35 protein-coding genes and 1 pseudogene are annotated in these 25,285 nt (G+C 37.0%); 1 reads left to right on the top strand and 35 read right to left on the bottom strand.

What is annotated here, in order from left to right; all coding sequences use genetic code 11:
• Nucleotides 1-6 precede the first annotated feature (6 nt).
• From gpAD87_RS14195 to gpAD87_RS14255, 13 genes are all read right to left on the bottom strand, one after another.
• Complete coding sequence (locus gpAD87_RS14195; protein ID WP_231952569.1) at nt 7-486, bottom strand: GNAT family N-acetyltransferase; 480 nt, start codon at nt 484-486, stop codon at nt 7-9.
• A 59-nt stretch (nt 487-545) separates the two neighbouring features.
• The gene (locus gpAD87_RS14200; protein WP_064638946.1) at nt 546-1,181 is read right to left on the bottom strand and encodes a hypothetical protein; all 636 of its coding nucleotides are present in this window, start codon (nt 1,179-1,181) and stop codon (nt 546-548) included.
• Between the two features lie 65 nt (nt 1,182-1,246).
• Nucleotides 1,247-1,750, bottom strand: a complete 504-nt coding sequence (locus gpAD87_RS14205) for a DUF1648 domain-containing protein (protein WP_082935134.1) — start codon at nt 1,748-1,750, stop codon at nt 1,247-1,249.
• A gap of 147 nt (nt 1,751-1,897) precedes the next feature.
• Nucleotides 1,898-2,539 (bottom strand): FusB/FusC family EF-G-binding protein, encoded by a 642-nt coding sequence (locus gpAD87_RS14210; protein WP_064638947.1) that lies wholly within the window; start codon nt 2,537-2,539, stop codon nt 1,898-1,900.
• 266 nt (nt 2,540-2,805) lie between these two features.
• On the bottom strand, nt 2,806-3,663 hold the full coding sequence (locus tag gpAD87_RS14215; RefSeq protein ID WP_064638948.1) for an MBL fold metallo-hydrolase: 858 nt from the start codon (nt 3,661-3,663) through the stop codon (nt 2,806-2,808).
• Nucleotides 3,664-3,822: 159 nt separating this feature from the next.
• The gene (locus tag gpAD87_RS14220) at nt 3,823-4,269 is read right to left on the bottom strand and encodes a hypothetical protein (protein ID WP_064638949.1); all 447 of its coding nucleotides are present in this window, start codon (nt 4,267-4,269) and stop codon (nt 3,823-3,825) included.
• Nucleotides 4,270-4,410: 141 nt separating this feature from the next.
• On the bottom strand, nt 4,411-4,932 hold the full coding sequence (locus tag gpAD87_RS14225; RefSeq protein ID WP_064638950.1) for a DinB family protein: 522 nt from the start codon (nt 4,930-4,932) through the stop codon (nt 4,411-4,413).
• A 282-nt stretch (nt 4,933-5,214) separates the two neighbouring features.
• The gene (locus tag gpAD87_RS14230) at nt 5,215-6,156 is read right to left on the bottom strand and encodes a GNAT family N-acetyltransferase (protein ID WP_064638951.1); all 942 of its coding nucleotides are present in this window, start codon (nt 6,154-6,156) and stop codon (nt 5,215-5,217) included.
• A gap of 79 nt (nt 6,157-6,235) precedes the next feature.
• Nucleotides 6,236-7,294, bottom strand: coding sequence for an alpha/beta hydrolase (locus gpAD87_RS14235; protein WP_064638952.1), 1,059 nt, complete (start codon nt 7,292-7,294; stop codon nt 6,236-6,238).
• A 194-nt stretch (nt 7,295-7,488) separates the two neighbouring features.
• Entirely contained in the window at nt 7,489-8,424 is a 936-nt protein-coding gene (gene cysK / locus gpAD87_RS14240) for a cysteine synthase A (RefSeq protein ID WP_064638953.1), read from the bottom strand.
• A 170-nt stretch (nt 8,425-8,594) separates the two neighbouring features.
• Entirely contained in the window at nt 8,595-9,071 is a 477-nt protein-coding gene (locus tag gpAD87_RS14245; protein WP_064638954.1) for a GNAT family N-acetyltransferase, read from the bottom strand.
• 53 nt (nt 9,072-9,124) lie between these two features.
• Entirely contained in the window at nt 9,125-9,688 is a 564-nt protein-coding gene (locus tag gpAD87_RS14250) for a GNAT family N-acetyltransferase (protein WP_064638955.1), read from the bottom strand.
• Between the two features lie 215 nt (nt 9,689-9,903).
• Nucleotides 9,904-10,443, bottom strand: coding sequence for a GNAT family N-acetyltransferase (locus gpAD87_RS14255; RefSeq protein ID WP_064638956.1), 540 nt, complete (start codon nt 10,441-10,443; stop codon nt 9,904-9,906).
• A 316-nt stretch (nt 10,444-10,759) separates the two neighbouring features.
• Between gpAD87_RS14255 and gpAD87_RS14260 the strand changes: the two genes are divergently transcribed.
• Nucleotides 10,760-11,107 (top strand): hypothetical protein, encoded by a 348-nt coding sequence (locus gpAD87_RS14260; RefSeq protein WP_063563286.1) that lies wholly within the window; start codon nt 10,760-10,762, stop codon nt 11,105-11,107.
• 19 nt (nt 11,108-11,126) lie between these two features.
• On the opposite strand, the gene gpAD87_RS14265 is transcribed toward gpAD87_RS14260, so the two are convergent.
• The 22 genes and pseudogenes from gpAD87_RS14265 to gpAD87_RS14380 all read right to left on the bottom strand — a co-directional run bounded on the left by gpAD87_RS14265 (nt 11,127) and on the right by gpAD87_RS14380 (nt 25,263).
• Nucleotides 11,127-11,585: a GNAT family N-acetyltransferase gene (locus gpAD87_RS14265; RefSeq protein WP_331710884.1), complete on the bottom strand. Its 459-nt coding sequence runs from the start codon at nt 11,583-11,585 to the stop codon at nt 11,127-11,129.
• Nucleotides 11,586-11,592: 7 nt separating this feature from the next.
• Nucleotides 11,593-12,060, bottom strand: a complete 468-nt coding sequence (locus gpAD87_RS14270) for a hypothetical protein (protein WP_064638958.1) — start codon at nt 12,058-12,060, stop codon at nt 11,593-11,595.
• Nucleotides 12,061-12,141: 81 nt separating this feature from the next.
• Entirely contained in the window at nt 12,142-12,939 is a 798-nt protein-coding gene (locus tag gpAD87_RS14275; RefSeq protein ID WP_064638959.1) for an aminoglycoside phosphotransferase family protein, read from the bottom strand.
• 12 nt (nt 12,940-12,951) lie between these two features.
• Nucleotides 12,952-13,230, bottom strand: a complete 279-nt coding sequence (locus gpAD87_RS14280; protein ID WP_063563283.1) for a hypothetical protein — start codon at nt 13,228-13,230, stop codon at nt 12,952-12,954.
• Nucleotides 13,231-13,257: 27 nt separating this feature from the next.
• The gene (locus gpAD87_RS14285; protein ID WP_064638960.1) at nt 13,258-14,064 is read right to left on the bottom strand and encodes an N-acetyltransferase; all 807 of its coding nucleotides are present in this window, start codon (nt 14,062-14,064) and stop codon (nt 13,258-13,260) included.
• Nucleotides 14,065-14,110: 46 nt separating this feature from the next.
• Nucleotides 14,111-14,995, bottom strand: coding sequence for a hypothetical protein (locus tag gpAD87_RS14290; protein WP_064638961.1), 885 nt, complete (start codon nt 14,993-14,995; stop codon nt 14,111-14,113).
• Between the two features lie 29 nt (nt 14,996-15,024).
• Entirely contained in the window at nt 15,025-15,579 is a 555-nt protein-coding gene (locus gpAD87_RS14295; RefSeq protein ID WP_064638962.1) for a GNAT family N-acetyltransferase, read from the bottom strand.
• A 59-nt stretch (nt 15,580-15,638) separates the two neighbouring features.
• Nucleotides 15,639-16,100 carry a GNAT family N-acetyltransferase gene (locus gpAD87_RS14300; protein WP_064638963.1) on the bottom strand — a complete coding sequence of 154 codons (462 nt, stop codon included), beginning with the start codon at nt 16,098-16,100 and terminating at the stop codon, nt 15,639-15,641.
• A gap of 53 nt (nt 16,101-16,153) precedes the next feature.
• Nucleotides 16,154-16,591 (bottom strand): NUDIX hydrolase, encoded by a 438-nt coding sequence (locus gpAD87_RS14305; protein ID WP_064640942.1) that lies wholly within the window; start codon nt 16,589-16,591, stop codon nt 16,154-16,156.
• A 29-nt stretch (nt 16,592-16,620) separates the two neighbouring features.
• Nucleotides 16,621-17,505 carry a class I SAM-dependent methyltransferase gene (locus tag gpAD87_RS14310; protein WP_064638964.1) on the bottom strand — a complete coding sequence of 295 codons (885 nt, stop codon included), beginning with the start codon at nt 17,503-17,505 and terminating at the stop codon, nt 16,621-16,623.
• A 13-nt stretch (nt 17,506-17,518) separates the two neighbouring features.
• Entirely contained in the window at nt 17,519-17,950 is a 432-nt protein-coding gene (locus gpAD87_RS14315; RefSeq protein WP_064638965.1) for a GNAT family N-acetyltransferase, read from the bottom strand.
• Nucleotides 17,951-17,983: 33 nt separating this feature from the next.
• Nucleotides 17,984-18,406 carry a DUF1801 domain-containing protein gene (locus gpAD87_RS14320; protein WP_064638966.1) on the bottom strand — a complete coding sequence of 141 codons (423 nt, stop codon included), beginning with the start codon at nt 18,404-18,406 and terminating at the stop codon, nt 17,984-17,986.
• A gap of 245 nt (nt 18,407-18,651) precedes the next feature.
• Nucleotides 18,652-19,074 carry a GNAT family N-acetyltransferase gene (locus tag gpAD87_RS14330; protein WP_064638968.1) on the bottom strand — a complete coding sequence of 141 codons (423 nt, stop codon included), beginning with the start codon at nt 19,072-19,074 and terminating at the stop codon, nt 18,652-18,654.
• Nucleotides 19,075-19,217: 143 nt separating this feature from the next.
• On the bottom strand, nt 19,218-19,691 hold the full coding sequence (locus gpAD87_RS14335; protein ID WP_064638969.1) for a GNAT family N-acetyltransferase: 474 nt from the start codon (nt 19,689-19,691) through the stop codon (nt 19,218-19,220).
• Between the two features lie 99 nt (nt 19,692-19,790).
• The gene (locus gpAD87_RS14340) at nt 19,791-20,243 is read right to left on the bottom strand and encodes a GNAT family N-acetyltransferase (protein WP_231952572.1); all 453 of its coding nucleotides are present in this window, start codon (nt 20,241-20,243) and stop codon (nt 19,791-19,793) included.
• A gap of 51 nt (nt 20,244-20,294) precedes the next feature.
• Complete coding sequence (locus gpAD87_RS14345; RefSeq protein ID WP_064638971.1) at nt 20,295-20,702, bottom strand: NUDIX hydrolase; 408 nt, start codon at nt 20,700-20,702, stop codon at nt 20,295-20,297.
• Between the two features lie 548 nt (nt 20,703-21,250).
• A pseudogene (locus gpAD87_RS14350) lies at nt 21,251-21,774 on the bottom strand (AAA family ATPase).
• A complete protein-coding gene (locus tag gpAD87_RS14355) occupies nt 21,775-22,293 on the bottom strand; it encodes a GNAT family N-acetyltransferase (protein WP_064638972.1) in 519 nt (172 codons plus the stop codon).
• A gap of 25 nt (nt 22,294-22,318) precedes the next feature.
• The gene (locus gpAD87_RS14360) at nt 22,319-22,867 is read right to left on the bottom strand and encodes a GNAT family N-acetyltransferase (RefSeq protein WP_064638973.1); all 549 of its coding nucleotides are present in this window, start codon (nt 22,865-22,867) and stop codon (nt 22,319-22,321) included.
• Nucleotides 22,868-23,112: 245 nt separating this feature from the next.
• Complete coding sequence (locus tag gpAD87_RS14370; protein WP_064638975.1) at nt 23,113-23,637, bottom strand: GNAT family N-acetyltransferase; 525 nt, start codon at nt 23,635-23,637, stop codon at nt 23,113-23,115.
• Between the two features lie 133 nt (nt 23,638-23,770).
• Nucleotides 23,771-24,766 carry a serine hydrolase domain-containing protein gene (locus gpAD87_RS14375; RefSeq protein ID WP_064638976.1) on the bottom strand — a complete coding sequence of 332 codons (996 nt, stop codon included), beginning with the start codon at nt 24,764-24,766 and terminating at the stop codon, nt 23,771-23,773.
• A 20-nt stretch (nt 24,767-24,786) separates the two neighbouring features.
• Entirely contained in the window at nt 24,787-25,263 is a 477-nt protein-coding gene (locus gpAD87_RS14380; RefSeq protein ID WP_157258466.1) for a DUF5662 family protein, read from the bottom strand.
• Between the last annotated feature and the right edge of the window lie 22 nt (nt 25,264-25,285).

Below are 25,285 nucleotides of genomic sequence, written 5' to 3' on the forward strand. Positions count from 1 at the left end.
ATGCTCTTACATTCCAACAGCGCTCCAATTCTTGTAACATAAAACGACAGAGGTTTCGATTTGTCTTTCAGGAACGTTCCAGTATTGAGTTAATAACTGCTTCTTCTCATCCGATGAAACTAGGGTAAAACCATTTTTCAAATAGAATTTTATAGCCCATTCTGCGGAATCCCAGGTTCCTATTAATATCGGTTTGTCGGTTGATGCCACCAGATGAGCCAACAGCTTTGTGCCTATTCCGCTCCCCCGTTGGTGAGTTCTTACATATGCGTGCCTGATTAAAGCAACATCACCTTTATCCTGAATTCCCATAACGCCCCATAATCTATTATTTTCTTCAAAGCCCCAGAATACGACGCCATCACGGATTTCCTGATTCAATTCTTGCAATGGCATATAGGGTTCATGATAGCGATCCTCAGGAATTACACCCTGGTATGCCTTTGCTGCATCATTAATGATCTCAACCATTGCATCTGCGTCCATACTGTTGCACAATCTGATCATGGAATAAACCTCCTGAAGGTTATAGTCTATTAATTGAACTATCGTAATGGATATACCAATTCAATAGGCTCATTAATTAATTCCTCTTTGAAAATATAATTATGATCTGCTCCCACAACACATAGAATTTTCTTACCCGGATTCGAATGATACGTGTTCTTCACACGTTGAATCATGATCTGATTTCGTACGATCCATCTAAAGTTATTTGCTTTTGGATTAATCTGATCCAACCATTCATATTTTTGTTTGGTCATGTTATCAAACGCATCCGAGTTAAAGGGAATCGATCCAACGTCATGTGTATTCATTTGTTTAGCAAACCATTCATCGTCGATCTTCTCCAACGCTTCACGCTGCTCTTCTAAGAAGCCGTTAAATGGATCAAAATCATTCCAGACATCTAACTCAAACCAGTCAATAGGCACAAACTCTATATTCCGTTCTTCACATAATGGGAAGATAAGCTCCCAATACTCACTGGCTGGCTCACCCCAATATCCCTTATCCTGTTTATCCTTGATATACTTCATCCAACTCTGGGGATGCACTTCACCGCAGATAATATCCGGGTTGAATTCTGTAATCAGATCCTCATACAAGGTAAGAGAACTATTATATTTTTCTCTTAATTCTTGATTATGAATTGTCCCCAATATTCCAACGACCGTCATATCATTTCTCCTTTATGAGTTTCATAGCTCTGTTTCACCTCTTCAATAAGAGCCTAGTTCCAACGTTATTTGAGTTTAAATGATCTGTATATAAAGAAACCTATGGAACTAAATAAAACGATAATGAATATGACAACGGGCAACCAATTATGATGAGTGACTTTATCCGCACTTGAAAACTCAATGATCATCCAACTGATATAAATAAAAAATATAGATATCTCCGTCTTCATCAGATTAATCATGAGCCGTGCGTTTTTATATTGTCTCTTCGCATTCTCCATATTCAAATTGAGGTAATTATACGTATGAGGATACTTCTCCAGTTGAGAAAGCCCAATCCATAAAATAAGCCCAATGACTAAGGGCAGCCATACTCCCCACTTTCCTCCCCAGCCATCAGGCTCCCCCTTCATATTAAAATGAATCGGTATCTGATCCGGTAAGGTCATCCATTGTTGCAAGCAGTATATAATGCCAATAATAAATAAAATGATGGTTGTGATATCTAAAGTTTTTTCCAGTAACGTTTTGGGGATTGTTATCTTCGGACGATCTTTGATTTCCAATTTCCTACCTCTTCTCCATTTACACACCGTATGATTACATGTTAACAATTATCAACCTCTTTTTCCAATGATTTCTGAGTATCCTTGAGGAATGAAAGCATAAGCAAAAAAGGCCGCCTTTGCAGGCAGCCTTTACTTAATATAACCTTATTTACGAACGGAGAGAATGAACTTCTCCAGCGATTCTGTATTGGTAATGCTGTGATTACATCCTTGGTTCTCCATACAAACATATTGACCAATCGCAGAATAATTATCCGGTAAAGCGTTCTTGGTCTTGACCGTGAAGAATGCCAGCTCTTGATGCCGATTACAGAATAGGCAGTACCCTTTCTTGTGTGTCGGCGTTATTCTTCCCTCAATACCGATAAACTGTCCTTCGAACGGATATACAACGAATAATTTGTTCGTCGCAATATCTACCCAGCTCAGGTACGTTACATATCGAAAATCAATGGATTGTAGATCAGGCATTTTCATCTTTTTGTTCTTCGGAAATAACTTCTGAATTTGTTTCAACGTAATCGATGGATACAACTCCAGATATGGTTCTAATGCTTTCATATACCGTTGAAAATCGTCTGTTGTCTCCAGCGACGAGATTTGCTCCAGCATTTGCTGCTGGTTCTCTGTCAGATCCGTAAATGCTTCAACGATGTTTGTTGCAGCACTGTATCTAACAGTCTCCAGGACCCTGCGATCCGCGGCGGATTGCACGGTTTTGCGAACAAATTCCGCTTGTCTTTTAATCAAATTATATTGGTGGTTTCTAATAAATGGTGTACTCATAGCTTTCAGCTCCTTATTTTTCATAGAAAAAAATCAATAAGGGCAAAGCCTGTTATTAGAAACGATAAAATTAAGTATGGGCGAAAGAATCTAAGCTATCGCGCCCCACGCAAAGTATCGCCCCCGATCAGGCTTTGCATGAGTTATTTCTAGCTAACGAGCAATTCAGCATTGCCATCTGAGTAACCCCCAATCAAATATCATGCGAAAAGTATATCAGAGAATTTCACATGGATCAATTGAAATGGGTTTTCATGGATGTTCTTTTATTCCGTTGCTTTTAATTGTAATATCTGATCATTCACGAATCCTTGTAAGAAGAAAAGCTCATTGTCATTTGCTGTTCGATTATTGGCTGCTTCAAAACGCTCGATAGCTGCTTCTAATGACGTGGATTTCACAGCATCATTGGCTGAGATGAGCTCTCTCCAAAACGTATCCATCTCCTCCACGTCACAGATCGACTCATGACCAAGCAAGAAATGAACGGCATCATATTGCTGAATGTCCTCAATCATAGGCAATAACTTGTCTTGCTTAATATGATATAGCGAATTGGTAGTTGTATTGTAAGCACTATCGCCCAGAAAAATGACCTTTTCATCCGGAATATACACGACTGTTGAATCATCCGTATGGGTGCTACGAATGGTTTCAAGCACACAAACTTTATTGCCCAAGTCCAGATGGAGTGACTTTTCAAAAATAATATCCGGAGGACATAACTGAAATTTGTCTCTCTCTGGTATTTCATTTTGTATCGTCTCCATGCATAGTGTGTTCATCTTCTTGGAATCCACATAATCCTGTAGAGAGCGATCATCATAAGAATAGTTCCGCCAATCATTCATCTTTTGGCTAGTTAGACTATTCATAATAATCGTAGCTCCGTATTCATTCATTCCTAAAAAATGATCCCAATGGGCATGAGTAATGACCACATATTTAACGGGCGGAACGTTTAACTTCTCTATTTCATGTAAGAAATCCCTAGCATGTTGAACCGAATTTCCAGCGTCAACGACGAGGCTGTATTTATCACCGCAAACTAACCCCAATGTTGGTCTTTCTTTATCATTTTGGTTAGATAGATAATAGATCGTTTCACTTAATTGATTTAGCATGTTCATTCTCCTCTATGATAAATTCTTGATCCATAAGAGAGAAAATCTGCATGCTTATTTAAATCAACATTTAGATTTTCTCATTTTATTTGTTTACCAATGGAATCACCTCCTTTGTTTTTTCACGTCATCTAAATATTTCATCATCTCACCAGATGCTCATTCTTCTTTTGCATTAAAAAATGTATCATTATTGATCTGAATTATTCTGTCTGTTGCCTCATGGTTTATCGGATCCCTGACCAACATACTAAATATTTCTCTAAGTTCTTCTATTCGTAATAAGACTTTGTCTTTGGATCTTTCCTCTCTAAGTGCGATATATAATTGATACAAACTTATATCTAAATCATCATTCAGTTTCTCAAAAGAAGTTAGTTCCGATATCGCAGCTGCATTAGACACACTTGATATCATTGATCTATACGTATAATCATTAACAACCATACTAAAGCTGTGCTGAACATTACTTATTTCATATCTAAATGAATTATCAATAGAATTCTGAAGCTCTTTTCTTTGATTTTGAGATTCAACAAATTTAAAACCAAGAATGATTAAGCTCAATGTTAATAAAACTATAATATAGGTTCTTATTTTCTTCATTATTGAATAGCTCCTAATAACCGAAATTTAAACGATGCTATATATTAGACGCTCTTCCAATGTTATAAGTTCGGCTTTTTTCTATGAGCAGTTAGCTGTTCAAAGGCAAATGCAATACGAATAACGCTTTCTCATCATTCTTTAGTGAGCCTCATGATACCATCTTCGAAGCTGATTAATGTGGGCTTGATGATAACGACTGTGGTCAGCGATATGCCATATACCCCAGCGTATGGTCGCTTGCTTCTCATTCTCATGTCCAAAAGTGACAATCCTCGCTAGATCATCATCCGTTAATTGTGTACACGCGTCCTTTAACATGGTTATGACACCTACATATGTCGACATAAGTGTACTCAAAGATATTTCCTGAACCATCGGAAGTCTGCCATTTTCATTAATCATAGGACCATGTTGCTCTCTTAAGTTTTGAGGAAGTGGTCGTCCCTTTATTCGATAAGCCCAATTCAGATCGACGTAGGTGATATGTTTTATTAATTGAGCGGTACTATTGAAGTTGTTATTAGGTCCTTTATAATCTATTTCTTCTTGCGAAATACCGTCTGTAATTCGTTGGAGTCGTTGGCTGTTTTCTGTAATCGCAGAATATAACAACCCAACAACAGGTGACATATTGGCTTCGCCTTTTAAATCATAAAGCACCCTAAAACCTCCTCAATGTTGTCTTCATCGTTCTTCCCTTAGAATCTCCTTGATTTCTCTTAATTCTTGCAATATTTCTTTGGTGTACTGATTACTCTTGGAATTATCCATTCCAATTTTCACAACATAATACCAAGAAACAAAGACACTACCAACATTAAGATTGTCTCCAATAATAACCTTCCTTTCCTCAAGCAACAGAAACCCGAGAGATTAGAAAGAGCGATGCTGCCCCATTCAAAAAGATCCACTCGGGTTGATAGTTGATTAATTTAGCCTTGACTACTCATGTACAGGAACATACATCGTTTGTATCTCTTGAACGCCAGGAACAAATCCAAGATTAAAATAAACTGATTCGGCATCATTGCCTTCCATGACATATAACCTTAGAACTGGATACTTGTCTTTAAGTTCAGTCAAGGCTCTTTGCAGCATGCGTGTAGCAAGTCCTTTTCCTCTGTAAGCGGGGTTGACTCCGATGCTATATACTGCTGCTTGATTATCCTGCAAACATAGGCGACAGTTGGCTATGAGCTGTCCAGTAACCTTATCATATACAAGTGTAGAAGCTAGAGTTAGGATCTTATTGGTATAATAAATTTCTTCGTTCGGGATAAAGTCTTCCAAGGATGTCTTCTTTCTGCGTAAGGCTTCAAAACCGCCTACAAAGCTGTCAAAGTCACACTGAGCGATTTCATCTTCATTCATGTATTGCTTAGAACCCGTTTCATTCTCAATAATTTCGGGGCTCTTAACGATAAGATCACGATCCCAATGCACATTGAAATGATCTGTAGGGCGCTGCATCCAGCGACATCTGAACTCATCTGGCCAGAATCCAGCCCTCGTAAATAAATGTACTTGATCGGGGAGAATTTCATATATCTTGATACGTTGCGTTGCATCAGACCATTTTATGAGTATTCTTTTAAGAAGTTTCAGTACCTCAAATGAATCATTGAATGGGGGCATAAAGAATAGATGATATAACGTATTGGGTGCCATCCTTACCCCACCGATTTTTGACTCTCTTTTATAAATCCAAAAAGAGTTATTCCGCGAAACATTGAAGTAGTCTTCCTCTCTAAAAAATCCAGTATAGGCCATATTATAATAGACAGAACAATACAGTCCCCATTCTTCGGGCTCAGCCTTTTGAATGGAATATTCATTTGATAAATCATAAGAATTAAGTTCCTCGGACCAATTATTTAATTCCATGTGTTATTCCTCCTCATCAATGCTAACTACCTATAATATATTTAAGGCGTGTGTTATCTAAACATTTCTAGTCCCCTCCTTAAATAACATGTCCTTTACTATTTACTTGATCGATTCCATCATTAATCTTATTTTTCAGCAGCTCATGAAATTTACTTTCTTCCTTCTTTAAATGCTCCTCAAGGAAAGCAGAGATATACTTATTAATAGTGGAATGCTTGTGTTCTATCCCATCTTCGTTGTAATGTATCGGAATATCGCTAAAAGTCATATGATGAGTACCGTTTAATTTAATAAATGAACTATTCAGATCATTCGAGTTAAACAAAGACTCATACCCACTTAGTAACAAAGGCAATAGGTCTGGAGAGATTTCATTTTCCAGTTCTTCAAACGAGCATTTCTCTTGCCGAGCTACCAATAACGGAACAGATACTCCCTCTTCCTTTCTCGTCGTCATTAAATGAAAGCTAGGATCTAATAGAATACTAGCCTTAATTCTCTTTTCTCTTTTAAGCAATTCATAAGCAGCAGCCCCACCTAATGAATGACCAATGACCCCCATTTCATTCACATCGACTATGGCCCTAAGATCCTTATCTGAATCCAAGACCTTATCTACGTTTTTCATAACCAAACTCATATCTTCTACTCTAAGCTTCAATAATTGTTTCCAAGATTGAATATCTAAACTGTCTATTTCAGATATCTCATTGGATTGCTGGACAAAACGTCTGTCAGGAAAAATGGAAAATATAGATTCATGAGTGGCACCTATAGTAATGACAACAAATCCGCACCCCACTAAATGTTCTACACAAAAGGAATACATATCTCTAACGACACCAAAAGCCGGAGCTACAAAAATAATGGGACAGTTTTTAGCTGTAATATCAACATTCTCATCATTATGTATTTTTGTATCAAGATTATAAATATAATCCTTATTCACTCCCATACTAGAGAGCATATCAACAGCGGAAGAGATATTAGGTTCAAATAACGAAATATACTTCGACTCATACTCCACTGGATTGGAAGGATAGTATATACTAATGAGCACTTCTCTGGTTTCCTTACTTATCAGATCAATACGTGATTCATCCTTTAAAACAAAAACCTTTCTACCAACAGTCATTGCATTCACCCTTATACTATTTTTTCGTCACTACGACTTATATAGATTGAATTGAATATACGCTGCCTCCAAGACCATTATCGATTTTCGAGGTTACGTATTATGTTTGTGAATCCATGCCCTCACCAGTTTAAATTCTTCAAAGAAACGGCAACGATGCGGTTAAGCGGTGAGGGCAGCTTAATAATTTCATCTTATGCTTCTGGATAAAGGTCTGTTGATAAATATCGTTCCCCTGTATCCGGGAATAGTACAACTATACTTTTATTTTTATTCTCTGGCCTTTTTGCAATTTGCACTGCTGCATATGCTGCAGCACCAGACGAAATACCGACTAATAATCCTTCGGATTTAGCTAAAAAACGAGCTGTTTCAAATGCATCTTCATTTCTCACCTGTACGATCTCATCAACTACAGATCTATTAAAATTGTCGGGAACAAACCCGGCACCAATTCCTTGAATGGTATGCACTCCTTTAGTTCCTCCAGAAAGTACCGGGGAATCCGAAGGCTCTACAGCTATAATCTTCACATCTTCTTTTCTTTGTTTAAGTGCTTCGCCAACTCCTGATATGGTTCCGCCTGTACCAACACCACCAATAAAAATATCCACTTTGCCTTCGGTATCTCTCCAAATCTCCTCTGCGGTTGTTACCTTATGTACTTGTGGATTTGCTGGATTTTTAAACTGTTGAGGTATAAATGAATTAGGGATTGTAGCCGCAATTTCTTCAGCCTTTTTGATGGCTCCAGACATTCCTTCTGTGGCAGGTGTAAGAACTAGTTCTGCTCCCAAAGCGATCAACAGCTTCCTACGTTCTACACTGAAACTCTCAGGTAGTGTTATGATTAATCTGTATCCTAATGCTGCAGCTGCAAAAGCAAGTCCTACACCTGTATTTCCGCTCGTCGGTTCTATTATCACTGAATTTTGGTTAATTAACCCCTTCTCTTCAGCATCTTTAATCATTCCATATCCGATTCTATCTTTTACACTACCTGCTGGATTAAAGTATTCCAATTTAGCAATGATCTTCGCCTCGACTTGATACTTTCTCGCAAAATTAGAAAGCTCCAATAGCGGTGTATTTCCAATCAGATCTGTGAGATTCTTTGCGATATTAGTCATGATCATACCTCCAAAATACATTTCCAACTAAATTAGTTGGTTTTAATTTCACGTTATCATGTATGGTGAAATAATACAACTATTGAACTTCTATTTTACGACATAGGAAAGCAAAAGCTATTAGATTGAGCGTGAATCTTTGTTATAAAGTCCCCCTCTAAAAATAGAATTCAAAGTTCCAATACTGTTATGAGCTCGTCATGGCACACTTCACCATTTTCATGGAATCCAAAGCTCTCATATACCTTTTTGGCAGCCAAGTTATCAGGACTATATGGAATCCAACAATAACGTGCAGGTCCAGCTGGGAAAGTTCGAATAAACTCCAATATTTTCTTTAATGCTTCCCGGCCATAGCCCATGCTTTGGTGCTGCTTGTCAATCATCAGTCGCAAAATACAATAGCTATTGTCAGCAATCACAGGAAGATCATAACCCGTGATTCCGTAAGTTATCATTACAAAACCTACAGGCTGCTCATCTGCGTAAATGGCAAGTGGAAACGGTGAGCCGCCATTGGTTGCAAGAATATAACACGATGCAACACTTGAAAGGTTTGATGCAACATATTGTCGCTGCTCTTCTGAAACTTCCAGGTTAAATATAGAACGTCGGTTATCCAGTGTTATTTTTCTGAGCGTTATCATGCAGACTCTCTCCTCACCAAACATCATAGATATAAGCGGTTTCAAGATAATACCTAGATACTCTGTTTGATCTTCTTTCTCATATACAAAGCTATTTCTTCGTTTTGGCTATGATTATTTGAATATAGTGATACATCAATTCCTTCAATTTGATAACCACATTGCATGTAAAAATGAATGGCTGGAACGTTCGTATTCTGGGTTTCTAACGTGATCGCTCTGAAGCCTTGTTCCTGGGCAATCTCATTCACTTTATTGATCAACAGTCTTCCATATCCTTTTCTTATGTATTTTTCATTAACCTGAAGATGCCATATCATCAGCGTATTATTCCAAGTTTGTGGTTCGGAAATGGCGAGCGCTATGATTTTCCCATCTATATATATTCCATAAGAAAATCCCAGTTGTATGATTTCTTCATATCGTTCCAAATCACATGTACTGTTCAATTCTTCTTTTTCGTAGATGTCATCCAGATTTATTAACGTTAAATGCATACTAAAGGAACATTGTGTCTCCTGTTTGGTAAGCTCATATTTTTGAGTGGATTTATAACCAAAGCTTCCAAGTTGAAGCCAATCTTCATTGGATAGATTCTCTATTTTTTTGATCTCCATTACTTCACCTCGACATTAAAATACTTCGCGACTTGCTTATAACGTTGTTTCATTCTTGCTTATATCTCTTCTTTCGACCTTAATTTCCATATTCCTGCATCCTTACTTATTGTTTCCTATCCACAAAATTATGGACTGTCAAGAAAATAATAATAATCCCGACAGGACAAACCTGGCGGGATTTCGTTTGAATAGATATCGAAAGACGTTTTTAGTTAATACGTAGCAACCACATGCTTCATCTCTTCACTTGCCATAAAGTCAGAACGATTCACGTAATACAAATCATAAATTTGTTCCGTATTGTTTATCAACTTATACACTTCGTGGTATATATCATTGGCTAATTTGACATAAGGCAATTTCCCAACCGCTTTCTTGGATCGAATGTTTTGTTTTCGAATTTTAAGAAATACTGTTTCAATTTCACGTTGAAGAAACAACTCAGCGAAAAAGGCTTCCTTTGCTCGTTGATTGTAACCTTTTCCAAAATAAAGGGCTCCAATCCATGTCGCAAGAAAACCTGTCTTATGTTCCATGTGATATAAATCAATGGTTCCGATGGGATGTCCCAGCTCATTAAGGATCGTTCTGGAAATACATGTGTTTTGCTCTTCTTCATCAATCACCTGTTTAGTTGCAAATAAATATTCCTCATAAGATCGGCACTTATGACGAACGTATGGAAAAACAGCGGGGTCCACCATCAAATCATACAGTGAGTGGCATTCGTGCAAGTCTCGTTTTTTCAACATTTAAACGACCACCTAGTCCTTTTAGTTCGCTGAGTCAAACAAACTAAGTATATAAAAGGACGTGTGGAATTTAATGAATTCTATATTGCTTTTATGTAAAATTCATCATAGAAATGTTTTCCAGATTACTTGACTGAACGTAACGAATATCGCCTGTTTACTGTGTGATTTTTGGAATCATTGACCCATCGAAACAACCTCACTATCATCGGTTTAGCTGGTCCACTCATCTTCGCTAACATCATTTCATGCCCATGGATAAAATTTTTGGTTCGAGGAAACATTAATCATACTACTTATCCTTGGGAGTGATGTTATGCTGTACCTTATCAGCTTTGTGCTCATGTTTGCTGGCTTAGCCTGTATCAACATTATTTTTTCATATCAAAGCAAGCATATTGACACTCAGTTCTGGTCCACATTTAAATTCCATCTTTGGATGCTGCCTTTATTTCTAGCCGCTAATCTGAGCGTAGGATACGGCGTCAAGTTTGGAATGAAAGCTGTCAGTCAACTGGGCTATGTCCTGGTCATTGCCAAATGCATAGAAGTGCTCATCTCCATATGGATGGGATACTGGTTCATGAAGGAAGTTCCTTCTTGGAAAACGTGGATTGGGCTTGTGGTCATCATCATCGGTGTTGTACTGGTTAAGCAGAAGTAGGAGTAAGTTAAAATGCTTTTTAAAAAACGAATCGATATACAATTTCATCATCATATACTTCTCCGGTCTCTGAAAAACCCATTTTATCATAAAGCTTTCTGGCAACTTCATTCTCTGCACATACCGTTAAATTCAAACACTTGCTATGGACATAGTTTTCTTTTATATAGCTAATTACTGCATCTATCGTTGCTCTTCCATATCCTTTAGCTTGATAGCTTACATCGATCATAAAACCATTCAACCAATAGGACCAAGTTGTTGTTTCATCGACTGTGATCATGACAAAACCAACTAAGCTATCCTCCGTGTTATATATGCAAAATGGCAGATACTTGTACTCATCCCCATCTGGACGAATGTGCACCTTCGCTAGGGACACGGCTACTGATGGAACATAATGATTTTGAGTGGCTTGAACTTGTAAGTTTAATGCATCTTTCCAGTTCTCTCTTGTAGTAGGTATTAATCTGATCACAATAATATCACTCGTTCCGTTTCGTTTTTTTTAGATCCGATGGAAGTTCATTTTCAGTTACATTTTGAACAGGATACTCAAGGCCGGCCCACAGCCTGTTAATGATGTTGTCACTGGTTATTCTACCTTTAAATCCGGTCGAAGTTGTAAGAGTCCCGCTCTCATACATATATACAAGTCTGGAGCCATCATTCTTATTGAATACAATAGAATAATCTCCATCCAAAGATAATCCTTTGCCCTTCGACTTTATTTCACTTAAGTTGGTTAATACGTAGGCGATATCTTTTGTCTCAGTTACATTAATCATTTGGAGATCACCTTCGTTAGAAGGTAAAACAAAATTATATATTTCAGCATTAACAACTTCGTCAGGCTTTATTGAAATAGTGTTCTCCTCTCTTAATACAGTTAAAGAAACAATGAAAACAACAATAGCAATACTTAAACCAAGTATTAAATAACGCTTTTTCATACTACTTCACCTCTAACGACCACAGCTTGATACAAGCTGAATCATCTTCCCCATAATTACTTCTTAACATAAAACGTTGAATTAACTCCAGTCCCCAAAATGTTTCTCAAGGAACCTTACTTCCTTCTCATAATGAGCCAAATGACCCTCTTCAATCATTTTGATAAAAGCTGTTTCTCCAGACGCCGCCCGATCAGATAGTGTGGTACACATGAAATGAATTCGAGAAATCACCCATTCCTGCAGATCTGTCGGCACATCCATACCATAAGCGTTAAAAAATAACGCTATACGTATTTTCCGCTCAGATGCATGATCCTGTTTATTGTATGGAACGACTTCTCTTTCATCTTTACCCGGTGAAAAACCTGCTAATGGGACAGAGGTATACAAGCTGTAAACGATATCCCATAGACGCGGACCAGGCCCTGCCATGTCAAAATCAATGATTCCTACAGGAAGCCTATCTTTAAACACAACGTTATACAATGCAAAATCGTTATGGCAGACTACTTCTTCCTTTGAAGATACCTTTGGGCAGTTATTTAAAGAAACCGTAGATGAAACAAAATCCACTGTAGCATCATGATAGCATTTTAAAAGCCTCGCTACTTTGCCTAAGGTCTCATCAGACCACATATAACTTTCAATCTCAGGATAGTCATTTCCCGAAACCACACCATCCAGGTAAGAAAGGATTTCTCTGTCCTGCTCATCTACTCCCAAATATCTAGGGGAATGCGCATAGCCCACCGTTTCAAGGTGCTTAAGCAATTCATATACATACGGATTCGGTATAGTGTCACGCCGAACTGTGCTACCTACTTTTACAACCTTATTCACATTGCCTCCGTTTAGGGCTTCTTCGTACTCAGGCAAAATGAACCCCTCCTAAGATCTGTTTTGTGTGTACCTATTTGTTTTATCCTTTCTGGGATTCCCAGGGAATCCAGCAATCAATAACACAAATCCGACGAAAAATAAGAAATATACGAGAAAACCCGTGAAACCATTATCACTTGCTGGGATTATCTCGCGTGTTTTCCCACCTGAAGCGTATCCCGCTTCCACTATGGCTGTAGATATTCTCACGGAAATTCTATCTAAGGTTGAAATAAAAATACTGCTAATCATGAGAACCGCACCCAGGATTTTATTTGTATTGTTCATGAGCTGCCTCCTAATTCAAATTGATTTTTATCTTTCAGTCCATGCTGTTCGGATATATCCCAATTTCATGCCAACATGCTCCATATTTCGATGGCTTTGAGATAAAAATGAACATTGCCCTACCACCAGATTACATTCCTTATTCAAGGCTTCCGTTATTCTTCTATTCAAAAGCTGCTGATGTACACCCTGATTTCTAAACTCAGGTAATGTTGCTGCAAAGGTTAAGGATGCCTTTTGATTTTTAATAAACAGAACACTCACCGCTGCAGGGATGTCATTGACATATGCGATGTAAAATTTCCAACCTGGACGGTGATAAAGAACCTTATTATTCTGGGCGACGTAAGGGATACCGTCATCCGACAAACCGGTCCCCCTGCAATGAATGGTCGCGTATAGCTCGAATTGATCCTCTTCAAGTTCTTGAATTTGGATATGATCTGAGTGATTCTTTTTTTCTTCTGGTTTGATGATCAGAGATGAATGAAATCCCGATGTATACATGCCTAAGTCGGTTAAACGTTTCAAGAAGTTCTGATCCACCACAGATGGAATAACTTCGAACTGAACCTTTCGATCACGCTGTCTATAAAAATCAATGATGGCATCCATGTGTTCCAGATCATTATTTGTTAAGCCCTTCACCGTATTAAACGTGGGCCATGGCATGGTCTTACTGTAGAAACAGACGGCATTTCCAAACTGCTGAATCTCAATTCCTTCTGGATTTTTGTCCCGACTCTGTATAGCAAGCATGCGATCTGTCATATAATCGATTTCAGAGATTTCAATTTCTTTAATCAAATCTATGGATGGAATCAGTCGATTCATGTCTTTACCTCCAAATAAAAGTACGGGAACTCCATTTTAATTCCCATCAAAACACTTCATTACATGGCCTATACTTTACAATGGTTAGTTGCTCCCACTCCCTATACAGCTGCTCTTTAGAGAGTATCTTCCACGGGTTGAATATCGTTTGCCCATCTTTATTGAAATATAGTTCTTCTCCCAGATGATATGCTGCATGTTGAATGATCCCATTCTCATCTGTCCATAGGACAACGTCCCCATGATGTAGTTCGTCAGTTAATAACTCCTCGTAATCATACTGTTTTAATTTCTCTAGAAATGTTTTTTGATGTACCCATTCATAGATAAACCATTCCTTTTTCCCTTTGGAGATTGCAAACAAAACTGCTGCGAGGCAATTTGCACCTTGGGAACTTGCAAACGAATTGGCATATGGTTTTAGAAAATCAGGTAGCGACTCAGGTGGCTTCTCACATTCCCCTTTATCCCACCATTCGTAAACCAATGTCGTAAGTATCTGTTCTTTACATGATTTGTTCAGCTTCTCCCACATGAAGCGCTGAAGGATAACATGCCCATCCATCACATAGCTTGCAGGTATTTCCGCCAAATCATGTACAAATGTAACAGGGAAAACAAGCCCTCTTCCACTTTGCACTTGTGCATTTAATAAAAATCGTTTCTTATCTTCAGGAATGGTTTCTATCCATTCTTTTTCAGCAATAACTACATAATCAACGTTCTTTATATTCCAGTACTCATAACCATTCACATAATTCACTTGCCTATATGTGCTGTGATTATAAAACTCCTCTTTTGGCATTAATAGTACATCCGTAAAGTCAATTTCATAATCAAGATGTTCTTTTGATAGGAAAAACAAATCTTTTTCCGGTACATAACAATCCATCCATGAAAGTAAAACTTTTTTACCCGGTTTAATTATCATTATGTATTCCTCCGCGTTGGGTTTGAACTTTATTCTTTCACTTTATTTCTCACTACTCCGTAGTAAATCAGATCCTCATACCGGTCTTCTTTCTTGACATGATCCACCAGTACTCCTTCTTTTATCATGCCAATCTTCTGTATAACTTTTCCGGATGCCGGGTTAGAAGCAAAGTGCCGCGCATATACCTTATGATATTTTTTCACATCAAAAGCGAAGTCTAACATGGCTTTAGCTGCTTCCGTTGCATAACCTTTTCCCCAAAACGGCTGACCCACCCAATAAGATAACTCACCGTTATCGTAACGTTGTTGATTAGATAATGCTATTGCCCCGTACAAATCACCTGTTTCCCTATCACAAATAGCAAATTCATATAATTTATCCGCATTAAAATTTTCGTTATGTTGCTCTATCCAAGACAATGCACTATCTAATGTATATGGGTAGGGTAATGTGAGTGTGCTCTTATAAATGTTGTAGTCATTACATAGTCTGGTAACGGTTTCAGCATCTGATTCCGTAAATAATCTTAACAGTAAACGCTCTGTGGTCATCGTTTTATTGAGATCGTCGTACACCATACTATCCCACCTTTTTTATTAAAATGGATCATTGCACCTTCAAAATGACTGATTTCTGCTTATTTCAATTTTATTTTATATACCACTTCACCATCCTGATTTTCCAATTCCTGATCAATAAATCCTATCTTCTCATATAATACTCTTGCATGAGCATTATTTTTTTCTACGGTTAGTGAAATGATTTGGCATTGTGGGTGCTTGTTCTTGATGCATTCAAGTATCGTATAAAGTGATTTACTTCCTAATCCTTTTCCTTGATAGTTCTTATCTATTTGAAATCCTCCAATCCAATAATTATCAGTAGTAGCTGGTGTGTAGGATAAATAGAAAAAACCGATAGCTTTATCGCCTTCACGCAAAAGATATGGATCAAAAGCTGCATCCCAAGGCTTCACGTAGGCATATGCTAAAGATTCAATGACCGTCGGTACAAGATTGACTTGCGTTTCAAGTAATGATATCGCGATCGCCTCTTCCCAATTCGTTTTATCGATTGGTTCTATAGTAATTGGGTTCATTCAAATATCCCTTTCTTTTGCCGAATTATATTTCGTTGGAGTAGATTAATGACTTACTTGAGTCCATATTGTTTAGCTATGATTTCAACTGTATCGATTACGTTATATTTTTTAAAATCATTTAAAATAGTTTGTGGTAAATAGTCATATAACTCTGATCGGGTTGCCCACATATACTCGCTATGTTCTTCTGAAAGTATCACTTGATCATCTATTGCTCTGCACAAATATGTCAGTAATACGATCTGTCTATGCGGATCCGTAAAAAAAGTAGCAGCAAATAGTAACTTCTCAACGCTCACTTTAAGCCCAGCTTCTTCTTTCACTTCACGAGCCAAAGCTTCTTCTAGTTCTTCTCCAAAATCGATCTTTCCACCAACGGTTTCCCAGCTCCCAGTGGCAACTTCATCTGCACCTGAACGTTTTAATATCAATACCCTGCCTTTATTTTCAATGACTCCCTTAACCACAACAATGATGTTGTTTTTCAAGATACCTTCATGTGAACCCACAGTTTTTATCACCCTTCCCTTCGGACCGTTCCAAATGAAATCTTCATGCTGGCTGCATAAGTCAACCAAGATTGATCATCAAATACTTTGGAAAGTGTTAATTCAGCTTCATACTCTGCCTTTGCTTCATTTTGGGTTAAGCCCCGGGTTGATAAGCATTTGGTTACCTCTACTGAATCACCAGGATCCTGTCCTATACCTTCTTCTTTCAGTGAGTGATAGAGAATTTTTTTTCTGGGAGAGTCCATGTTTTGATCTAGAAAGTTGACCTTATCACTCATTCTACATTCCACATTCGTTAATCCTAATTGACTCATTAATATGGGCAACCGCATTCCAATATTTCCATCTTTACCTGTACGTATATGATCTTGTTCAAATAATCTCTGTAAAACGCCTAGTTTAATGATTTCACTTTGTTCAACGCCCTCCACATGATAGTTCGCCATATTTCCAATCCAATGAGGTTCAAAACAAATGATTCTTCCACCCTCCAGCACACTTTCAATCATCCTTTGGAGTATTTTCACAGAGTCATCCATATGTAATAAAAAAGCATGACTCAATGCAATGTCATACTTTTTCTCCAATACAACGTCTTCTATATCACAAGTAATAAATTCTGTATCATAAGGAAGTTGGGAGAAAGTCGTCTTAGCTTCATTGATTAAAATTTCACCCTTATCTACTCCAGTGTAGGTTGACCCTTTTGGTAACAAAGGCAGCAGTTTAAGACCCAAATAACCAAACCCGCATCCATAATCGATAACGCTTACAGGTTTATCTATCTTCCAAACAAATTGTACTAAAAATTGCAGATAATCGTCATTGTAATAAAGCCATCTCGTATTTCTTAGATATTCAATTTTATTATCCCAATAATATTCAGACATTCGATTATGCTCCTTATAGTTTCTTTTGTAGCAATACTTCTTCCGTTCTGGCATAGTTTGATTTTTCGTATGTCTTTATAGCCCTTTCATTACTTTGGCCTGTCAGAATCTTTACACTGGTAACACCTCGTGCTTTGAGTTCCTCCTCTATAAAAGCAATTAGCAACGTAGCCAATCCTCTTCTCCGAGCAACTTCAGCAATATACATTTCTGTGATTTCTCCCTGGAGTCCACGATAACAAAAGGATTTAAAATATTGAGCACAAGCGAACCCAACTGCCTGGTCGTCAATCACAGCTAGAGCAATCAACTCATTAGATAAAGCAAGGCTCTCTTTTACTTCCTCCATGTTTGTACCAACGCCATTAAAAGCATCATTGAGCTTAAGAAGGTCCTCTGCATCATTTTCGTTTGCCCATCGTATGTGTATGTTCTCTTCTTGCATCACATAACCTCCAATAATAACAGTGAACAGGAATTAATGATCCGGATAGGTTTCTTTCAAAAACCTAATGGATTGATTGATCAATGCTTGTAATACATCTAGATTGATATCTGCAACTTTATTGACGTATACACATGCTTTTCCTGTCTTATGTTTTCCAAAGTCTTTTAATAGATTCTCTCGCTCGGCATCACCTGTCGCAAAATACAAACTGATTTTTGCTTTTCGAGGTGAAAAGCCCACCAGTGGTGCATCACCTTCATGACCAGATTCATATTTATAATGATAGGCGCCGAATCCAATAATACTCGGTCCCCACATCTTTGCTTTATACCCTGTTGTTTCAGAGAAAATATCTAATAGCTGATACGCGTCTTCACGTTTTTTGGGACTATCAACACTTTCAATAAATTCAATGACGCTGTTGTCTGTTTCTTTTGTTTTAAGTTTGTACATTGATAAAATCTCCCTTCATGTCTTCCGTAGCTTTAACGCAGGGAACAGACTTAATATCAGACCAACAATCAGAAACAATATCCATTGTTCGTAACTAATGATTAGAATCAGTTCCCAAAAACTTGCCGGCCCGGAGTTTGGTTCATCATTGTATGGATGGTCAAAAATAACTGGTAGTACCCCAAGGGCTATAAAAACGATTCCAATGATCAAAGAAAGAAAATAAACAGCTCTCTTCAAAATCATCACGCCCTCAAATAATCAGGAAGTCTTATCATGAAGCGTTCACTACTTCTATTAAATTGATATTGTTCATATAATTCATGTGCATCCAATGTTCCGAGTAACCCCATTAAATCTTTAAAGCGATCCGATTGTGTTATCACTTCAATTAGTTTCTTACCAAGTCCTTGGCCCCTATATTCCTCATGAATAAAAACATCACAAAGCCAATACATTGTCGCATCATCTGTGACAACCCTTGCAAAACCAACTTGAATTGCCTCTTTATATATCCCAAAACATATTGAAGAATGGATGGACTTTTCAATTTTTTCATCGGATCTCTTATTGGCCCAATAGCTTCTAGATAAGAAACCCTTTACCGCATGGATGTCCATAAGTTCTTTGTTATCACTGAGAAGATATTCTCCATATATAAAATCCATCAATCCCAGCTCCTCTCAAAATCCTTGATGATTCAAGTAATACTTAATTCCGGCACGATCAACATCAGAAAAATCTAATGGATTCTCCATAAATAAATCTCAACTGCTCATCAGTTTCAATGTTTTGACCTTTTTTTGATAACCTAAATCATACGTTTTTCATAAATCACAATTGTCATTTTGTCGTTAATTTGTTTCGTATCTCCCTTCTGTCTATATCCTAATTTCTCATAAAGGTAACAATTCCTCTGCTCTTCTGAGATTGTAGCCAACTCCCATATTCTCGCATCGCTATACCTATCTTCTATCATTGAAAATACTTTTTGTGCAATCCCTCTCCCTTGGTAGTCGGGTAAAATAAATACAGGGCTTACTCGATAGATTTTATTCTCCTTTTTTACTATTCTAATGGCCCCCAGAGGAATATTTGCTTCTCTTATTAGGTAATAATCTGTATAGCTTTGATTTATTCGATCTTCTATTTGTTCTACCGTTTGATTTGCTGGGCTTGTTTCATAGTCTTTATATTTATTTAATAGAGGCATGAATGCTTTTATTTGCATTTCGTGAATGATTGAAGCTTCTTTAAGACCTGCTTTGGATAATGAGATTTCCATTTCATATAATCCTCCGTTATTGAAATTTGTGTTCTTCTTCTATGTTAGATTCCCAACATTACACGTATAATATGCGGTTTCGTTCTTCTTGAATGCATTCTAAATCTCTAACTTCATTTGTATAGTTATTATTTTTTGTTCATCTAAATTCGTTATTCGCATATCAATGGGTGTAAATCCATGCTTGTGATAAAATGCTAGTCCTCTTGAATTCGTGCTATGACATGATAATAATAAGTGTTTAACTTTATAAATCGATTTTGCCTTCATTATCATCGTTTCCAACAAATAATTAGCAGCACCTTTTCCTCTAAAATCCTTCGATACAATAACGTTGCCTAACCAACATACATCATCTTTATAGTCATATAAATTGGCATAAGCTACAACTTGACCTGACTTCTCATTAACAATAACTGTTGGTTCGTATCGATTCTCAAGAAGCTTTAATATCTGATCTGGCGTTAAAGGAAATTTTAACCGAGGACTAATATAAAATAATTCTTCCTTTGACTGAGGAAAAGAACTTATATTTTTTAAGTCTTCATTCATTAGAGATCTATAAGAATAGATAGTACCATCTCCTTTTTTGGGTTAGACGGTTTAGAATTCAATATAAAATGGTTGCAAATCTGGCCTTAAACAATATTCGATTCGTTGTTTGAAGTTCTTCCAAGTCACCTTATTTAATGCTTCTTCTATTGGAAAATACCCTGTCTCCAGGCTTTCACTAGTTAATATGGGTTCTCCCCCAATCGGTCTTGCTAAAAATAATGTATTCACGATTGAACCCTTCACATTCTGGAATATTCCACAAAATCGAATAATCTCTATATCAATCCCTGATTCTTCTTTTGTCTCCCTGACTGCGGCATCCTGTAAGGATTCTCCTTCTTCCACTTGCCCTCCAGGCATTTCCCATCCTCTTCCAGGTTCACGGACTAGTAAAATTTCATTGTTCTCATTCATTACAATCGCAGCCGCTGAAACGATATGCTTAGGTGGATTCATAGATATAGATAGTCCTCTCTTGGGGTATTAGTTTTAAAATGTTATGTAAGGGCTTCCTCATCCATCAAAGTTGGTTTCCAATGTCCATTCCAATCTTTTTAGCCATTCATTTTTCACTTCTTCATTTGACGTAGATTTCCTTAGCTCTATGGATGTCTCCATCATCAAGAAATCTCTGGCTGTTAATTCCGTGCACATAGTCAATAATAATGTACTGTGAACCGTTGTCTTCAAAATAGTCATGAATCTTTGGCGACACACCTGTATGATTCAATAGAGTTAAACAATTAATTTCTGCTATCGCATCACGATTATGAGCATTGAAAATCTTTGCTACGACCAGGGGGTCTGATCCTCAAGTAAAATACTGCTGTTGGTGTAACCTCCGGTAAGCTCAGTCAGTGTACTATATTTAAATTTATGTAATAAGATGTCATGCACCACCAAATTCAGCCTTCTTTCTTTATTCTTAGAATCATGACTTTCGGAAAATGTTGTAAAGCGTTTGCATTTTTTCTCATTAGATCTTCGATTTCACGACACATCACTTATTCTTCATCAATATAATTTAAAACATTATTTAAATACATCTCTATAGGTTGTGACGAATCAACAAGCAAACATTGAATATCATTAGGTCTCTTACTTTCATTAATATTTTTTCTAAACTCTTCTTCAGATGTGCCCGAAATCTGACTTATCATCCGTTCTCGATTTTGTAATCTTTTACTTATTTCCTGATAGTCATTCAGGTAACATTCAACGTACTTATATTTAGCATTATACTTCTTACTTAATGATGAACCTCTTTCAATCATCTCAGGATAAAAGCATGGACTATCGAATATTACGTCATAGCTTTGGAGAGATAAAACTCTATCAGGGACCAATCAATATTATATGAAGTCATACCTAAAACTTTTAATTCTAAATTACTATCCCCAATGGATTTTAATATGGAAGACTTTGAGATATCATGATCAATAATTATGGCACCCGTAATTTTAGCGATCCTTCTTGAAAGAGTTGACTTACCGGAACCAGGAAATCCCGACATTTGAAGAAAAAACATCTATGAAACCACCTTTCCCTTGGAGATTTCCAATTCATATTTAACTTGCGTTTTGCTGTGCCCTTCTATGGTTTCAATCATCTCTTCTATTTCTTTAAATCCACTTTTCTCATAAAATGCTCTTCCTACATAATTCTCTTTCCCTACCCAGGCAAACAGTTTATTTATTGGCTTTAAATCTTGAGTGAATCTCTGAATAAATTCTTTTCCTATTCCCATTTTGTGATATTCAGGTCGTATATAGATTCTTAGTAATTCGTGTTCTTCTTCTTTCACTTGTCTTGTTTGAGCATATCCAACGACTTTGTCATTGAATTGAGCTATTAAAAAACTCCGTTGGGCACTTTGAAGATCTCTCTCGACAGATCGACTTAAATTCTCATCTGAATATGCTCTACTTAGAAAATTTTGTATATAGGCTTCGGAGTATATGCCTTTATAAGTATAATTCCATGTTTCTTGAGCTATGGATTGAATGTGTGGGATATCCTTATTTGAAACAAATCTAATTGTAATCATCTGGTTATCCTTCTTTCGTTAGTTGTTAATGACCTTTATAGTCTTTCTTAAGAAATGCATAAATGGCATTATCAACAAATCGATTCTTCCAAAAATAATTTTCCTTTAATATGCCTTCTTCTATAAAGCCGATTTTCTCAAGAACCTTTCTTGATCCCACATTCTCCGGTTCTACAAATGCTTCAATTCGGTTTAAGCCAAGCTTATTAAATCCATATTCAATTACCTTTTCAACTACTTCGGTCATATAACCTTGATGCCAATATTCTGGTGTTAGTTCATATCCAATGACAGCTTTATAATGATTTTTCATCCATCCATGAAAGCCACATGTTCCAATTACTTTGTTTTCCGACTTCAAAGTGATTCCCCAACGAATAGCTTGACCTGATTCAAATCTTTCATTCCATCTTTGAATTAATTCTTCTGCTTGTTTAATGGTTGTAAAACTCTCCACATCATAAAACTTCGTAACTTCATCCAATGAAAAACATTGAAATATATCTCTGGAATCATTCTGTGTTAGTTCTCTTAATACAAACCTTTCTGTTTCTAACTTGGGAAACTGCGACATTTTAGTTCTCCTTAATAGTTTAAGTAGTTTCACTCAGCGTCTCTAGAATCCAAATAAAAATATAATCCATAGAAACTAGGCATCCAACATGTCCTTTAATCAGGAAATTATATGCACTAAGCACTAACCATATTATTACATATATGAAGTAAATCAAGCAAAAAAAAGCAGATGGTTTCTCATCTGCCCTGAAATATGGAGAAAGCCATGCAGCTGATTTAAAATCCCCCTCCATGCTCTTGATCTTAATTTTCCTCGACTGCCAATCTCCAGTCATTACATCGTATGGTAGTCCCAATAGGGTATTCAAAATCACACTCGCCAATATACGAAAAGCCCAGCTTGCGACAAATGGCATTTGAAGCGGGATTCTTGGTTTTAGGAAAAGCGTGAATGAATTTATGTTTCTTCTTTTCAGAACGGATAGAAGCTATGGCTTTTGCTGTTGCTTCTGTCGCTATTCCTCTACCTTGATATTCAGATAAAACACTCCAGCCTATTTCGTAAATAGATTCTTCTTTCCAGGTCTGATCCCAATACCCTACACTACCCACGACTTCAAGATGCGGAAGCAAGAGGATCTTAAACATTTTCCCTGTTCCATTTTGTGCGATTTCATAATAGCGCTTATGACGAGCTAGGATTTTCTCCTCAGTCTCTGGTCCTCCGAAGTGTACTGTCATCTCAGGCGAATTTAATTGGCGAAGCAAATCTAAATCTCCTTCGTCCCATAGTTCAATTCTTACCTCTGGCGCATTCCTTTGTTCCATCTCACTCACCTCACTGTTTTTATTTGTAACCAAATTTAGAGGAAGAGATTTACTATTCTTAGTTCAATTATATCAGAACATATATTCTTATCCAGTAAAAATTTATCATTATCATTTAAGCCAAGTTCACGGTTTATATATCTTCTATGTACTTACAGACCAAATCCCCAAATGTTTTGATATCCTCAAGATAATCGTACCCCAACGGATTTTGTTCAGTCTGATTATACATTCTTACTGCTACAGTTTTACACTTAGGAATGACAAGACAGGCACATCCAGTGGCACCCAGAGACTGAAAAGAACCATGTGGTAGTTTATCACCTACTTCTGTATTAGACCGCGGCTCATCTTGCACAAACCAAAAAAAACCGTTTCTCGGCAATTGTTGTTCCAGATCAGGAGGACTAATTATAGTGGTTGTCTGCTCAAATATTTCTTTAGGAAGTATCTGATTCCCGTTTATAGCTCCCTTATTCAAATGCAGATAACCCCAATATGCTAGTTCCTTTGTGCTCATAAATAAGTTGGCCAGGTTACCTTGATCATCCTTATATTGCTCATTAAGCCATACTAATTTTTCATTATTTCCCTTTCTCCATCCTGTTTGGCTAAAACCCATAGGTGAGAATAAACGCTCTGCGAGTAATTGTGATAAAGGGATTTTATATAATTTCCGAATAATCTCAATTAGCAGATTAACACCAATATTATTGTACTTCCAGTCAGTTCCCTGAAGAAACAATCTATTATGCAGATCATTTAAACCATGAGTATGGGTTAACAAATGTCGTATTGTTATATACCTTAATGCGTCCCTATCTACCTCATTCAAGTAGTCCACAACAAGATCATCTATACTTCTGACCTTACCCTCAAGTAATGCGAGACTAATAGCAAATCCTAAAAATGTTTTTCGAACTGAAGCAACATTAAATTGTGAATCCTCATTAACTAATCGACTATGTTTAGAATTGTCATGTACTCCTGAGTACCATTCATTCACGATACGATCATTATGAATAATATATGTCGCAGCAGCGGTAGCAGATATTTTATTCTTTACCTGTAAGACATAATCATTCAGTTCAATGAATGCTTTATTATTTGATATTTTTAGGTTAAGCAATGAAAGATGCACCTTCTTCACTATGTATATTGTTGTTGTTTTTTCTTTATGAAATTTTCAAGTTCTTCCCTTGTCTTTGGGTGTAGTATTATACTTTCAGATGTCATCATTCTTTCTGGTAAATTAGATTCTTTAACTTTACGTCCCCATTTTTTTGAGAAAGCCCGCCAGTCACATACCATTTCTATCAAATACTTCTTTGGCATTGGTAAGGCTTCTCTAGTATTTTTATCTACTATCCAATACTCCCAGTGGTGTTTATTATGATTTTGATGGTGCAGCCACGCATTCTTCCATCTCAGCTCGGTATCCTCGTCCTTCTGATTTGAATAGAATTTACGTGCATAAGGAAAAAATTCGTGAGGAGAGAATTTAGACATGTCATGGATTATCCCTTGAAGATATAATCCTTCTTGCCAACATTCGATAAGAACGTTTAATTTATGATCCAAAACATAAAGAAAATACCGCCAATATACTAGGAGTATAGCGACCATCTCCTTCGGCTTTATAGTTTCT

Origin of the sequence: Paenibacillus sp. AD87 (assembly GCF_001659845.1) — a bacterium.
Lineage (GTDB): Bacteria > Bacillota > Bacilli > Paenibacillales > Paenibacillaceae > Paenibacillus > Paenibacillus marchantiae.

Excerpts from the sequence above, each read along its gene's own strand:
- gpAD87_RS14195 (WP_231952569.1), bottom strand. The coding sequence starts at position 486 with ATGGACGCAGATGCAATGGTTGAGATCATTAATGATGCAGCAAAGGCA.
- gpAD87_RS14200 (WP_064638946.1), bottom strand. The coding sequence starts at position 1,181 with ATGACGGTCGTTGGAATATTGGGGACAATTCATAATCAAGAATTAAGA.
- gpAD87_RS14210 (WP_064638947.1), bottom strand. The coding sequence starts at position 2,539 with ATGAGTACACCATTTATTAGAAACCACCAATATAATTTGATTAAAAGA.
- gpAD87_RS14215 (WP_064638948.1), bottom strand. The coding sequence starts at position 3,663 with ATGCTAAATCAATTAAGTGAAACGATCTATTATCTATCTAACCAAAAT.
- gpAD87_RS14220 (WP_064638949.1), bottom strand. The coding sequence starts at position 4,269 with ATGAAGAAAATAAGAACCTATATTATAGTTTTATTAACATTGAGCTTA.
- gpAD87_RS14230 (WP_064638951.1), bottom strand. The coding sequence starts at position 6,156 with ATGGAATTAAATAATTGGTCCGAGGAACTTAATTCTTATGATTTATCA.
- gpAD87_RS14235 (WP_064638952.1), bottom strand. The coding sequence starts at position 7,294 with ATGACTGTTGGTAGAAAGGTTTTTGTTTTAAAGGATGAATCACGTATT.
- cysK (WP_064638953.1), bottom strand. The coding sequence starts at position 8,424 with ATGACTAATATCGCAAAGAATCTCACAGATCTGATTGGAAATACACCG.
- gpAD87_RS14245 (WP_064638954.1), bottom strand. The coding sequence starts at position 9,071 with ATGATAACGCTCAGAAAAATAACACTGGATAACCGACGTTCTATATTT.
- gpAD87_RS14250 (WP_064638955.1), bottom strand. The coding sequence starts at position 9,688 with ATGGAGATCAAAAAAATAGAGAATCTATCCAATGAAGATTGGCTTCAA.
- gpAD87_RS14255 (WP_064638956.1), bottom strand. The coding sequence starts at position 10,443 with ATGTTGAAAAAACGAGACTTGCACGAATGCCACTCACTGTATGATTTG.
- gpAD87_RS14260 (WP_063563286.1), top strand. The coding sequence starts at position 10,760 with ATGCTGTACCTTATCAGCTTTGTGCTCATGTTTGCTGGCTTAGCCTGT.
- gpAD87_RS14270 (WP_064638958.1), bottom strand. The coding sequence starts at position 12,060 with ATGAAAAAGCGTTATTTAATACTTGGTTTAAGTATTGCTATTGTTGTT.
- gpAD87_RS14280 (WP_063563283.1), bottom strand. The coding sequence starts at position 13,230 with ATGAACAATACAAATAAAATCCTGGGTGCGGTTCTCATGATTAGCAGT.
- gpAD87_RS14285 (WP_064638960.1), bottom strand. The coding sequence starts at position 14,064 with ATGAATCGACTGATTCCATCCATAGATTTGATTAAAGAAATTGAAATC.
- gpAD87_RS14290 (WP_064638961.1), bottom strand. The coding sequence starts at position 14,995 with ATGATAATTAAACCGGGTAAAAAAGTTTTACTTTCATGGATGGATTGT.
- gpAD87_RS14295 (WP_064638962.1), bottom strand. The coding sequence starts at position 15,579 with ATGGTGTACGACGATCTCAATAAAACGATGACCACAGAGCGTTTACTG.
- gpAD87_RS14300 (WP_064638963.1), bottom strand. The coding sequence starts at position 16,100 with ATGAACCCAATTACTATAGAACCAATCGATAAAACGAATTGGGAAGAG.
- gpAD87_RS14310 (WP_064638964.1), bottom strand. The coding sequence starts at position 17,505 with ATGTCTGAATATTATTGGGATAATAAAATTGAATATCTAAGAAATACG.
- gpAD87_RS14315 (WP_064638965.1), bottom strand. The coding sequence starts at position 17,950 with ATGCAAGAAGAGAACATACACATACGATGGGCAAACGAAAATGATGCA.
- gpAD87_RS14320 (WP_064638966.1), bottom strand. The coding sequence starts at position 18,406 with ATGTACAAACTTAAAACAAAAGAAACAGACAACAGCGTCATTGAATTT.
- gpAD87_RS14330 (WP_064638968.1), bottom strand. The coding sequence starts at position 19,074 with ATGGATTTTATATATGGAGAATATCTTCTCAGTGATAACAAAGAACTT.
- gpAD87_RS14335 (WP_064638969.1), bottom strand. The coding sequence starts at position 19,691 with ATGGAAATCTCATTATCCAAAGCAGGTCTTAAAGAAGCTTCAATCATT.
- gpAD87_RS14340 (WP_231952572.1), bottom strand. The coding sequence starts at position 20,243 with ATGAATGAAGACTTAAAAAATATAAGTTCTTTTCCTCAGTCAAAGGAA.
- gpAD87_RS14345 (WP_064638971.1), bottom strand. The coding sequence starts at position 20,702 with ATGAATCCACCTAAGCATATCGTTTCAGCGGCTGCGATTGTAATGAAT.
- gpAD87_RS14355 (WP_064638972.1), bottom strand. The coding sequence starts at position 22,293 with ATGATTACAATTAGATTTGTTTCAAATAAGGATATCCCACACATTCAA.
- gpAD87_RS14360 (WP_064638973.1), bottom strand. The coding sequence starts at position 22,867 with ATGTCGCAGTTTCCCAAGTTAGAAACAGAAAGGTTTGTATTAAGAGAA.
- gpAD87_RS14370 (WP_064638975.1), bottom strand. The coding sequence starts at position 23,637 with ATGGAACAAAGGAATGCGCCAGAGGTAAGAATTGAACTATGGGACGAA.
- gpAD87_RS14380 (WP_157258466.1), bottom strand. The coding sequence starts at position 25,263 with ATGGTCGCTATACTCCTAGTATATTGGCGGTATTTTCTTTATGTTTTG.